The sequence below is a fragment of the Paenibacillus sp. FSL R5-0470 genome (assembly GCF_037975205.1).
Classification (GTDB): Bacteria; Bacillota; Bacilli; order Paenibacillales; family Paenibacillaceae; genus Paenibacillus_AQ.
Genome location: NZ_CP150238.1, coordinates 2,396,861 through 2,408,905, shown reverse-complemented (window position 1 = coordinate 2,408,905; position 12,045 = coordinate 2,396,861). Strand labels below are relative to the sequence as shown.

The window sequence follows — 12,045 nt, the reverse complement described above, 5'->3', positions numbered from 1 at the left end:
AGGAGGGGAGCCATGAAATCACATGTCCGAACATTACAGATCGCATTCACTTACATTGGCACCATTGTAGGAGCCGGATTCGCCACCGGACAAGAAATATTAAAATTCTTCACTCGTTACGGACACTGGGCAGTCCTGACCATCCTGCTCTCTACTATACTGTTTATATGGCTGGGTACGAAAATGATGGTCATCGCTCGGCGCATAGAAGCAGAGTCTTATGAAGACTTTAACCGACACCTCTTCGGCGACCAAGTCGGAAGCACCATCAGTTTGTTCACGATGGTCATCTTAATCGGTGTCAACAGTATTATGCTTGCAGGCGCGGGCGCTATTTTTCAAGAGCATCTTGGATTTCATTATCAAACAGGGCTAATACTCACGCTGGTTGGTTCTTATTTTCTGCTTAAACGGGGAATTTCCGGTATTCTGCAAATGAACAGTCTGATCGTCCCATTAATGCTTACGCTGTCACTCATCATTATTTTTAATACCTTTCAAATTCCAGGAGCTCAGCGGTTCTTATTCCTAGAAACGGATCGGACAATCTTTGGCGCTTGGATGTCGCCGCTGCTCTACACCGCCTTTAATCTAGGTATGGCTCAAGCCGTATTAGTTCCCATGGCTCGACATACGGATGAAGAAAAATCTCTTGTCTGGGGCGGTATTATTGGTGGTGCCGGAATTGGCTTTATGTTGATCGCCGCACATTTCGCGATGAGCTCCCAGATGCCTGATATTCTCCAATTTGAAATCCCTATGGGCAACATCGCCATCCGGTTGGGTACTGTAGTACAAACTATATATTTGCTGCTGATCTTTTTGGAGATCTTTAGCACTTTTGTCGCCGACATTTATGGTGTCACCATGCAGCTTAAACAACGAATTCCAGTTAAACCCGCATTGATTACGCCGATTCTGATGTTGGTCTGTTATTTACTGAGCCAATTTGGCTTTAGCTCTCTACTCTCCGTGTTCTACCCGATCTTCGGAGCTTTATCGATGGTCTGGGCTGTCATGCTACTACGTACGCCATGGTCTACTCCACCACGTAGCGATTCTTCATCGGGTTCGAGTGGAAAAGGGAACAGCCTTGTATCCATAAAACCAGTTACACGGAAATAACTGCTGCTGTTGGAATGATTCGTGCTGCCGCTTCCGCCACATGCTTGTGACAGGTCATCATCACAATCTGGCGGGAGACCGACAGTTCACCAAGCAGTGAAAGCGCAGCATGAAGACGAGCCTCGTCAAAATTGACGAATAGATCATCGAACAGCAGTGGCAGCGATACTTGCCGAGACATCGTCTCTGCAAGTGCCAAACGGATGGAAAGGTACAACTGTTCTGCCGTCCCACGGCTGAGCAGACCGCTGTCCAGCAGTCCAGCATCTTTGTGTTCCGCTTTTAGTTCTTTATGACCTAGAGTCATAACTACTCTTTTGTATTCCCCTTCGGTCAGCTTGGAGAAATAGTCAGATGCAAGCAAAAGTACCTGCGGTTGCTTCTCCTGTTCATAAATACGGCGGGTTCTTCCGATTAATTCAGCAGTTAATGCTGCTACCGCATACTTATCAGCCACGATTCGCAGAGCAGCTCTCTGCTCTTCCAATTGCTGAATAACAGAGTCCTCCATACAACGCTCTTTCAAATACTCCCTTTCCTGAAGCAGCTTTCCTCGTTGCTCCAGCAGGGTGTTCCACAGTTCTTCTTCCCGTTCAGCTAGCTCTTCAGCTGCCGTACGTTCCTTCTGGAGTGCTGAAGCATCATGATGATCTAATAATAACTGCAAGGCGTTAACTCGCTCATCCTCCCAGCCTCCAAACATGGCTAGCTCCCACTGGCGAATGGATTTATTCAGCTCACTACGCCGCTGTACAGCAGCCGATCTCCTTAAGAAATCCTCCCCGCCTGTTGCTCCGCCTTCGTCCAACAGGTGGTCACGCTGTTCTCTTAACTCACCTAATACCCTATGGCTCTCCTTAAGCTCTTCCAGAAGCTCTTGTAACCGTGACTGAATGCCTTCCCGGCGAACCAGGTCCTTTTTCAGTTCATCCCAAGCTCTTTTTCGAAGTTCCAGCCAGCTTAGTAAAGTTAGTGCAGATCGTCGCTGTCCATCGTGCGGATCCATATCAAAGCTAGTTGCCGCTACACCAGACTCGTCTAAAGGATCAGTACCTGATTCATGAATGAGAGCAAGCAGCTCCTCCTCGAACACGTTACACTCATCTTCCAGCTCTTTCAGACGTAAAGATAGCTTATTCTCTTGGCGCAGCAGTTCGTTCCCCTGCTCCACCATAGCGAAGATATCCGGCAACCCTTCCGGAGACAACCCTTCGGGCAATCTGCGCCCACGCAGCCATTCTTCATAGTGCTCAGCAGTTTGCGTAAAAGCCGTCTCTGCCAGGCTCATTTCTTCCGCGAGCAGCTTCTCTTGGCCTGCCAGCGTCTCCAGCTCCGTGCGGCAGGCATCCCGCTCGGCGGCATAGCGTTCAATGCGCTGCCGCCAAGCGGACCAAGCCTCCATGAGCCTGCGAAGCTCCCTCATGGAGGCTTCCAGCCCGCCTGCGTCAGGGCTGGACCCCGGGGCGGCCGATCGCCGCCCCGGCATGGCGCTCTCCGGCTCCGCCCCGGAGAGCAGCTGCCCCCGCAGCCGCAGCATCTCGGCTGCGGCTGTGCCCACGTCCCCGCCACTCCCTGGCGGGGACGCTTCCGGCCGGCGCGCTCCGCTGAGGCCGGCCCAAAGGGCCAGATCGGCCGCGCCAAGCAGGCCGATCGCGAGCACTGCACTGACCGGCGGAGCACCGGTCAGCCACAGCGCTGTGGGCAGCAGCACGGTTAGTGCTGCCCCAGCCCACAGCAGGCGCCGGTAGAGCGCGGCCATGCGCTGCGCGCTAGGCCCGTCACTTCCGGCGCCAGGGCCGTGCTGCGGCCCTTCGCTGAGCTGTGCTTCGCGCCAGCGCTCGGCCGCCTGCTGCAGCTCGTCCCACAGCTGCAGCACTTCTCGGGCGCTGCGCGGAGCCAGCTGCGCAAAAGATTCGGCGCCGGTTGCGTGTTCACGCGCCAGCGCCCGTTCTGCTGCCTGCAGCGAAGCTGAGGCAGCGGCCAAGCGGGAACGCAGCGTCTGCCGCGCTGCGCCCTCCGCTTCCATGCGGCGATCATAACTTGCGAACGCCGCCGCAAACCTCCGTGCAGCTTCACGATCCGCCGCTGCACCCGAAAATGCAGTCAGCTCTGCCGCGCTCCAGCTGACATCAATGCCTCGCAGAATTCGCTGCAAATGCTCATTCAGCGCGGTCAATTCACCTTCTAGCCGCTGTCTTTCCGCTCGCAGGTTTTCATAGCTGCTCCGATGGCGATCCAGCCGCTCCAGGGCAGGCCCCTGCGCTGTTAATAATGCATCCGGCGGATTCTGCTCCAGCTCAGCCGTAAGCTCACTTTGCAGACGTTCATAACGAGTTACTGCTCCCTGAGCATTCCGAATTTCACCTTCAAGTGCCTGATAGCGAATCGCTCCATCTTCAGGAAAGGTTGTAATCGCTGGCAGGTCCTGCAGCTCGAGCTGCGCATCACTCCATTTTAACCACAATTCACGAACATCCTGAGCTTTGCGAAGCATCACGAGCTTGTCTCCAGTAAGCTTACGTTGTTGTTCCAGTTGATCTAGCTCAGATTCCGTAACCTTTAATGCTGCTATATTACCGTTATAACGTGGAAGATAAGAGCGGCTCTCCGCCATCTGACGCTCTAGTTTCTCAATAGCCTGAACGATTTTAGCAGCTTCCTGTAGCTTGCCCCGAGGTTTATACAGCTTCTCAGCTTCCTGTACCAATCGGCGTTCCGCACGCATGATCGTTCCACCGCCGCCCATACCCGCGTGAAAGAGAAAGCTGCCCATCTCTTCTGATTGAAGCGCAGCAAGCTCCTGCAGTTCATCGAGAGAGACCGCGAACAATTGATGGAACATGCTCCTAGAGATACCACCAAGCAAAAGACGCTCCATTTCAGCTTGTCCTAGCTCTTGCGTTGTTCCATTCGGATGGTTAACCGCGATGTTCAGTTTCTCATTTCTTCCTGAGCCTTCACCACCAGTTGTATGGCGACGAATGGTCCACAGGGCACCATTACTATCACGTGCCTTCAGTATTCCCCCATGTAATCCGCCTTGCATAGGTTCATACCTCTCCGTAGGGTTACCACGACTTGGAATTCCAAACAGCATGGAGCGAATAAACTGTAACGTCGTGCTTTTTCCTGCTTCATTACGTCCATAGAGTATAGTAACTCCTTCCGATAGTTCAATCTCTCGGTTATGCAAACGTCCGAAGCCATGGATCTGCAAATGTTCAATTCTCATCTTCTGGAGCACCCTCCATTCCACCGAGCATGGTGATTCCCTGTTCTGCTGCACTACGAAGCCAACTTAGCTTCTCCTCTTGACTTGTAACCGAGAGCAGCTGTCGCAGCTCCTGATTCTCCATGAGCGGCTTAAGCGCACTGTTTATTAATTCTTCAAGCGCTTCTGCTGAATGTTCCGTACGCTCTGTAATTCGCAGCATTTCTCCAAGAAAGCTATCCTCCTCTAATAACCGTTCACGGTCAATAGCTAACCCGGATTCTACAGCGAATCCTTCCACCCATACAAGTCCCTTATAATCTTTACGCTCAGCACGTACCGCCTCACGGCGCTGGAGTTCAGACAGCAGATCCTCTACCGCTCCTTTTTCAGCTAATACTTTATGTACGTCCCCGCGTCCGATCAGACGAAATCTGACCACTGACATCAGCTCCGGGAGTTCCTCCCTGATATCGTCAATCACCTGCTCTACACTTTGTATCCATTCTGCTTCATTACTCAATCCCTCAATGGACAGATCCCGTACCTGCCAGCGAACATAATCAAGCTCATGAAAATGGGGCGTAGCACTTCCAGCCTCATCAACATCCACAACATAACAACCTTTTGGTCCGGTTTCCTTAATGCTACGTCCTTGTATATTGCCCGGGTATATAATTGCCGGTTTTTCATGCAATACACTACGTTTATGGATATGTCCAAGTGCCCAATAATCAAAACCCCGTTCGATAAGGTCCCTACGACTGCAAGGAGAATACGTCTCGTGCAGTAAATCACCGTCTACATTCCCATGCAGCATAGCAATATGAAACAGACGGCTGCCAGCCTTTCGAGAAAAGGTTACTGCAGTGTTGTCCGTAACTTTCGCAGTCGGATAGGAGATTCCACTAACAATAGCTACTTCTTGACCATCTTTGCGACGGTAAGCCGTGGCGAGATCTGGCTTCTCTCCTCCAAACACGGTAACATGCCTGGGCATTTCTGTAGTCAGACGCAATCCGTCTAGTGGATCATGGTTGCCATGGATCAGAAACACGTGTATTCCTTGCTGACCCAGTTCCTTGAGTGCTTCCTGAAATCGCAGTTGACCCTGTAAGGAAGCGTCAGAAACATCGTATACATCTCCACTGATAACGATAAAATCAACATTCTCTTGGATGGCAACGCGGACAAGCCGCCCAAGGGCGGCGAAGGTCGACTCACGTAAATAAGAACGAATGGCTGGCGAAATATGCGCCAGCCCAGCAAATCGGCTATCCAGATGTAAGTCAGCAGCATGTAGAAATCGAAATGGAATCATAGCTGCTCACCCCTTTGTTCCTGAGGGATACTGTAAGTATGTCTTTTTAAGTTCATTAGCGACACGAGTCAGCGAATACAAGCTTTTCGCTTTATCCCAAGCCGAACGAGAAAGCTCATAACGATAAGCCGGATCAGATATCACCTTCTCTAAAGCGTCAGCAAGAGCAATCTCATCATCAGGACTGACGAGCAGGCCATTCACACCATCTTCAATCTGCTCCGGTATCCCGCCTACATTCGTCCCAACTAAAGCCAAGCAGCTAAGCGCTGCTTCTGCAAACACCGATCCGAAGGCCTCCGCCCGAGAAGGCAGCACGAAAATATCAAAGAAAGGCATGAATTCTTCTGGATGGAGCGTATATCCATAAAAAATCGTTTCATTATAAATCCCTAATTGTTTAGCCATGTTTTCCAAATCCGCACGGGAAGGTCCATCTCCAATAATATGCAGTACATATTCATGGCCGCGATTTTTAAGCTCAGCACAGGCCTTGAGTAAAGTATCAATTCCTTTGGCTGGAACTAGACGAGTCACAGTCACTAGTTGTGGTACAGCGTTGTCATGCGGGACTGGCTTAAACCTTTTCTCATCAAAACCATTCGGTATTACTCCTATATTAGAAGGATCTAGAATATAAGGCGCCACATACTCTGCAAAAGCTTGCGACACAGTCATTAACCGATCACTAACATGCTCAAGTTCGCGGTATAGCGAAACTAGAAACTGATGTTCCAGCCCACCTTCAGAAATAGCTCCATTCAGAATCAGCTCTCGCTCATAACTGGAATGTAAGGTTTGAATTAACGGAGTATTTGGAAATACTTTTTTCATTGCTAAACCAGCAATTGGATGATGGGAATGGATAAGATCATATGTCTTACTCATTCGTAGTTTAGTCCACCATAGATAATCACGGTAGGTCTGAATATATTTCTGAACGATCTGACTTTCCCCAAACTGGGTCCAATCAAAGGTCTCGAATATGACTTCTTCATGTCCTTTGTTGCGAATCCGCTTAGGTAACCAAAACAAATCCATCTCCCAGCGGCTTGAACGGAACCTTTCCTGAAGATAAGGGATCATGGATGATACACCACCGGGTTGCTCCGGCGGGAAGAAGAGCGCTTGCAGCAAATTCATATGGTACATCCCCTTTACAATTGCCTTACGTACAGTAAGACTTGGCAATTATGATATAGTTGTGTATATGTAGAATTTCAGGTACGATTACGTTCCCCATACCTTGATTTTATCGGTATAAACATGAAACAGCAACTAAGAAAAAGGAGAATGATCTATGAAGGAAGAACAGCTGCCTGCCTCTTACACCGCATATATACAAGAAATGCTGGGGCAAGAGGCAAATGCTTTTCTAGAAAGTTATTCAGCACCACGAACGCAAGGGCTTCGCTTTAATCCATTGAAAAGTATCTCGGATTCAGGTCAAGTCGCAGTAGAACGCACAGTCTCACAGTTTGATCTGAAACCTATCCCATGGTGCCCTGATGGTTATTATTATGAAGAGCCCGCTCGACCAGGCAGGCACTCTTACCATGCTGCTGGACTATATTATATTCAGGAGCCTTCCGCAATGTCCGCAGCTGAACTGCTGGCACCGAAACCCGGTGAAACCGTCCTCGACCTTGCAGCAGCTCCAGGGGGTAAAACTACGCATATTGCTGGTTTAATGCAAGGACAAGGCCTCTTAATTTCTAATGAAATCCATCCAGAGCGCGCAAAAATCCTTGCAGAGAACGTAGAACGTTTAGGCATTAAGAATACCCTCGTAACCTGTGCAACGCCAGAGCAGCTGTCTTCGCGCTTTCCACTTGCCTTTGACCGAATTATGCTAGATGCTCCTTGCTCAGGAGAAGGCATGTTTCGAAAAGATCCAAATGTCGTTCAAGAATGGTCTCCTGACCATGTGGTTATGTGTGCGGCGAGACAATGGGACATCCTGCAGGACGCCTACCTTATGCTTAAGCCTGGGGGTACTCTGGCCTATTCTACTTGCACCTTTAACCGTCAAGAGAATGAGGAGACCATTGCCCGATTGACGGATCGGTACCCCGATATGGAACTACTTACCTGCAAGCGCCTTTGGCCACATTTAGAAAAAGGCGAAGGCCACTTTGTTGCACTCCTACGTAAGCAAAGTGTCACCGAAAACGACGTTAACGATGACGCCAAACGCAGCACCAAAAAGCGTCGAAGCAAAAACAACCCAAAAATTAATTCTTCCGTACGCGATGCGTACCAGTTATTCCAAGACTGGGCTTCGTTAGAGCTTCCTGGTTTCTCATATCAAGGCGTCCCTCTGCTGTTCGGAGAATCCCTATATTTACTGCCTGAATCCTTTAATGGCAACCTCCATACTGGGCTGCTGGATGGTTTGCGTATTCCTCGTGCCGGGCTACATATTGCCCATTTGAAGAAAAATCGGATTGAACCCGCTCACGCCCTAGCGATGGCGATTCAGCACACACAAGTAACACGTAGTTTTGATCTCAGTAGTGGGGGGCTGGAAATACATGCTTGGCTCCGGGGAGAAAGCTTACCAGTGCCGGTTGAATTACATGGATGGACACTTGTAACTTTAGATGGATTGCCGATAAGTTGGGGCAAAGCAAGTGCAGGCCAACTTAAGAATCATCTTCCTAAAGGACTTCGCATCTTAAAAGCCCATATTGACGAGCAATAGGCCATAGACCAGTACATCCAGTCCACTTTGGCATATGATGTCATTATCTCAGAAAGCTGCGACACCCGCCGCGGCACTTGAGAACAAAGACATATGGTAAGGAGGAATTAACATGGGTGAATTTCATGGAGGAGCCTTCACTTCGACTGGAGCGATCTTGGTACTTTTTATCTTGCTCGTAATCATTTCCCGTTCGTTGTTCGTTTAATACCAATCCGGCTAATTAGACGGTGAAATTAAAGCGGCTGTGTCGTCCTTTGTAGGGCGGTGCGGCCGCTTTATTTCTTTCCAGTCTCGGGTTCTTGGCTTGCTCAATCAGCGCATTCAATAAACCCATATTTGTACCTCCCAATCAATTGGCCATACCAGCAGCCTGATCACTTGATATATGTTCCGTAAGATTTTCTGCTGTAACTGCCCACTTATCTGCTTGATACTCTATTTTATGAATACTAGTATATGAAGTCGGGAAATGAGCACTCTTATTCGTCCACTTTAGCCCTTTTAAAACATGGTATATAACATTGATTACACCACCATGAGTGACCACAATTACATTTTCATTTGGATCAGTACTCTCCAGTTCATTACATAGTTTTGAGAAACTTGCATTGATTCGCGTAAAAAAATCCTGTGGGCTCTCTCCTCCTGGAAATCTCTCATCCATTCTTAATTCCGAGAAATAGAGACCCGGGTATCGTTCATTTGCAATTTCATGGGGCATTCCAGCGATTACACCATTGTTCGTTTCTCTCCAATACTGGCTGCTTTCAACAGGCAAATTAAGCTCTCTGGCGATCTCATTTGCTGTATCTAACGCACGTTGCAAATCACTACAAAGAATACGGGCTATGTTAAAGCTAGATTGATTTTCCTTAAGATAATATCCAAGACGTTCGGCTTGTCTATATCCCTCTACTACAAGTCCACGTTGACTCCAACCCCCACGAAAGCCTTCTTCATCTATTCCATGCCTTATAAAATATATAGCCATCGATTGTATACCTCCTGAACAAGATTGTTATACATTTGCATTAAACTTCGAAAACGCTTGTTTTTTAAGTTGATCCCAATGGGGCGTTGCAATGTTTGCTTGTTGCTTCAAAATATCAAATGAATTAAACAAAGCCGCTATTTCGCTGAAAGAACCGTCCACTAATTTCATAAACGGTAATTTATGAATTATTGTCAGACTATAATATACAGCCTGCTTGTGCTTTCGAACAAAGTTAACTTGCCCTGCCGGAGTGACAGTATAACCTAATTGCTCCATGATTTGAAACCCCTCGTCCATTACTGAAATGGCTTGTTTTAATAGCTTCTTATCTTTGGATACCTTTTTCAAATCCCCGTCATGAAGATAACTAAGGGAGTTCAAAGCCACTATTGGCACGATATGACTTTTGAGCCAAGCATCCATATCCTCACGATAAGTTAGCTTATATTTAGCGTTCTCAAACGCTCTTTCCAGTAAGTGTTTTATTGGGATCTCACCGTCAAGACTGCCAAGTACCATTTGCCCTCCTGCATGTATTTTGATAACACGACCGCTCGTTTCACGAATTCCTGCACTCAGCTGAAATCCGAAGAGTATATTTTTCCTCACATTGCTCATTTCCTGTAAATCTTTTTGCATTCCATGTGCATCGCCATTGTTCCCCACAAGAATTATATTCTGACTATGATTATTAGCTAGAATAGGTAACACGGCTGGAAAATCATTATATTTCATTACAACAAAAATAAGATCATAGAGATCATCCGGTTGAAGCTCTGAGATGACTTTTACAGAATCCATAGTGTTTTTACATTGAAAATAATGGCGAAGTACAAGACCGTCTTTCGTCAATTGCTCTGCACGCTTCCCTCTGGCAAGCACTGTGACATCGTTTCCCCCACGCACCAGGACATGTGTAAGATAGCTGCCTAAAACTCCCGCTCCGAAAACTAATATTCTCATATTTAACTCCTCTATCCCTTTTTAGACATTTGTTGAATTTCGATCATCTGTTCGATAAAATCAGATTATCACATCTCCGGTAGGGTTCAATCGTTAGTTTGATCGGTTTTGTTGATTTTTCAACAAAATACAATACATTGTTTAATAAAAAGGGAGTATTACCATGGATAGAAGAATTAAAAAAAACCAAACAGCCATCATGAATGCATTAATTCAACTAATGGCTGAAAAAGATTTTGAAAAAATAACGATTAACGAAATCGCAGAGCGCGCTGATGTAAACCGCGGAACGATTTATTCCCATTATGCGGATAAATATGATCTGATGGATAAATGCCTGGCGGCTCAGCTCCAGCAACTAATCGAAAGCTGCTCCGCAGTGGAGGATGAAACCGAACCCAATCCCTCTAAGGCATCATTACTCCGCACGCTGGAACAATTGGAGGAGAATGCTCTCTTTTATAAGACTTTATTAAGAAACAAAGCTTTGCTCTCCTTTAGAAACCAATTACAAGATATGATAAATAATCAAATCAAAACACAATTCTTAGAAAACAATTTAAACCTAGATAAGTTAAGTAAGGATATATCCGTACAATTTTTGAGTTCGGCAACTGTCGGAGTGATTGAATGGTGGTTTACCCATAGTAATCCTTGTTCTGCAAAAGAAATTACTGATAAGTTATGGTCAATGCTAGATCTGAATCTGCAAATGATCCATTCTCAAGCTTGAAAATATTATCCCATATCCATCTCATAAATGGAGCTGATGATCTTTTCAATTTGGATCTCCTTAATGGATATATCAAGAATCTCTACCTTTTCGCTAAGAATATGAAGAAACTCACCCATTTTACATTGCTCGGTATCGATCTCTAATTCCACTTCGTAATCCGATATTCTTTCCGATATCAGAGTCCCAGGCAGGTCAATATCTCCAATCGTTGTAGCTGCAGAAAGCCTGACCACTTTTTTAGCGCCTAAATGAAGTCGAAGTTCGGAGAACTTATCGTCATAAACTTTTTTACCTTGATGAATAATTAGTACTCTTTGTACCAAACGCTCCACATCTTCCAAGTCATGTGTCGTTAGAATAAATGTGGTGCCTTCCTGATTCATTTGCTTAATGAATTCTCTGATTCTTTGTTTAGCTATAACATCCAGCCCGATCGTCGGCTCATCCAAAAAAACCACTGGCGGAGAATGAAGCATTGCCATAATAAACTCGCATTTCATTCGTTCTCCCAGTGATAGGGTGCGCGTAGGCTTAGTGATAATATCACCAATCTCAAACATACTTACAAATCGATCTAGTCTTGTACGAAAGTCATTCGTAGGAATATCATAAATTTCCTTGTTCATATAAAAGCTATCCAAAGGAGGAATGTCCCATATTAACTGCGATTTCTGTCCGAACAACACTCCGATTTGCTTTACATATTGATTTTTCTGCTTATGAGGGTTGTATCCTAGAACATTTATTTCTCCTGATGTAGGATAGAGAACGCCTGTCAGCATTTTAATAGTCGTAGATTTACCTGCACCGTTTGGCCCCAGAATGCCAATGATCTCTCCTTTTCCAACACTGAACGAAAGATCTTCTACAGAGGTGATAATCGATTTTTCACGGTGAAACAGACTTTTAAATACGCTTTTTGCATCTTGTCCACGGTGATACGTTTCATATTGCTTAGTTAAATTCTTGACGGTAATAATGTCCAATG

The 12,045-nt window shown here is 46.6% G+C and carries 10 protein-coding genes; 4 read left to right on the top strand and 6 right to left on the bottom strand.

Features of this window, described 5'->3' with window-relative positions:
• Positions 1-12: 12 nt before the first annotated feature.
• Complete coding sequence (locus MKY99_RS10310; protein ID WP_042186895.1) at positions 13-1,125, top strand: membrane protein; 1,113 nt, start codon at positions 13-15, stop codon at positions 1,123-1,125.
• Here MKY99_RS10310 and MKY99_RS10305 read toward each other — a convergent pair.
• From MKY99_RS10305 to MKY99_RS10295, 3 genes are read right to left on the bottom strand one after another with little or no spacing between them, the layout of a single operon-like run.
• A complete protein-coding gene (locus MKY99_RS10305; RefSeq protein ID WP_339270290.1) occupies positions 1,112-4,357 on the bottom strand; it encodes an AAA family ATPase in 3,246 nt (1,081 codons plus the stop codon). The two genes, MKY99_RS10310 and MKY99_RS10305, sit on opposite strands and share 14 nt — an antisense overlap.
• Positions 4,347-5,657, bottom strand: a complete 1,311-nt coding sequence (locus tag MKY99_RS10300; protein ID WP_339270288.1) for a DNA repair exonuclease — start codon at positions 5,655-5,657, stop codon at positions 4,347-4,349. The genes MKY99_RS10305 and MKY99_RS10300 overlap by 11 nt, the downstream gene beginning before the upstream one ends.
• A 6-nt stretch (positions 5,658-5,663) precedes the next feature.
• Positions 5,664-6,800, bottom strand: a complete 1,137-nt coding sequence (locus tag MKY99_RS10295) for a glycosyltransferase family 4 protein (RefSeq protein WP_042186889.1) — start codon at positions 6,798-6,800, stop codon at positions 5,664-5,666.
• A gap of 157 nt (positions 6,801-6,957) precedes the next feature.
• Between MKY99_RS10295 and MKY99_RS10290 the strand changes: the two genes are divergently transcribed.
• Positions 6,958-8,361 carry an RsmB/NOP family class I SAM-dependent RNA methyltransferase gene (locus MKY99_RS10290; protein WP_339270286.1) on the top strand — a complete coding sequence of 468 codons (1,404 nt, stop codon included), beginning with the start codon at positions 6,958-6,960 and terminating at the stop codon, positions 8,359-8,361.
• 112 nt (positions 8,362-8,473) lie between these two features.
• Positions 8,474-8,569 (top strand): sporulation protein YjcZ, encoded by a 96-nt coding sequence (locus MKY99_RS10285; RefSeq protein WP_197069771.1) that lies wholly within the window; start codon positions 8,474-8,476, stop codon positions 8,567-8,569.
• Between the two features lie 144 nt (positions 8,570-8,713).
• Here the strand turns inward: MKY99_RS10285 and MKY99_RS10280 are convergent, their stop codons facing one another.
• Together MKY99_RS10280 and MKY99_RS10275 are read right to left on the bottom strand one after the other, a co-directional pair.
• Positions 8,714-9,355: a histidine phosphatase family protein gene (locus MKY99_RS10280; RefSeq protein WP_339270284.1), complete on the bottom strand. Its 642-nt coding sequence runs from the start codon at positions 9,353-9,355 to the stop codon at positions 8,714-8,716.
• Between the two features lie 27 nt (positions 9,356-9,382).
• Positions 9,383-10,321: a 2-dehydropantoate 2-reductase N-terminal domain-containing protein gene (locus tag MKY99_RS10275; protein ID WP_339270282.1), complete on the bottom strand. Its 939-nt coding sequence runs from the start codon at positions 10,319-10,321 to the stop codon at positions 9,383-9,385.
• Between the two features lie 163 nt (positions 10,322-10,484).
• Between MKY99_RS10275 and MKY99_RS10270 the strand changes: the two genes are divergently transcribed.
• Complete coding sequence (locus tag MKY99_RS10270) at positions 10,485-11,054, top strand: TetR/AcrR family transcriptional regulator (RefSeq protein WP_339270280.1); 570 nt, start codon at positions 10,485-10,487, stop codon at positions 11,052-11,054.
• A 5-nt stretch (positions 11,055-11,059) separates the two neighbouring features.
• Here MKY99_RS10270 and MKY99_RS10265 read toward each other — a convergent pair whose 3' ends face one another.
• Positions 11,060-12,043 carry an ATP-binding cassette domain-containing protein gene (locus MKY99_RS10265; RefSeq protein WP_231573419.1) on the bottom strand — a complete coding sequence of 328 codons (984 nt, stop codon included), beginning with the start codon at positions 12,041-12,043 and terminating at the stop codon, positions 11,060-11,062.
• Positions 12,044-12,045 lie beyond the last annotated feature (2 nt).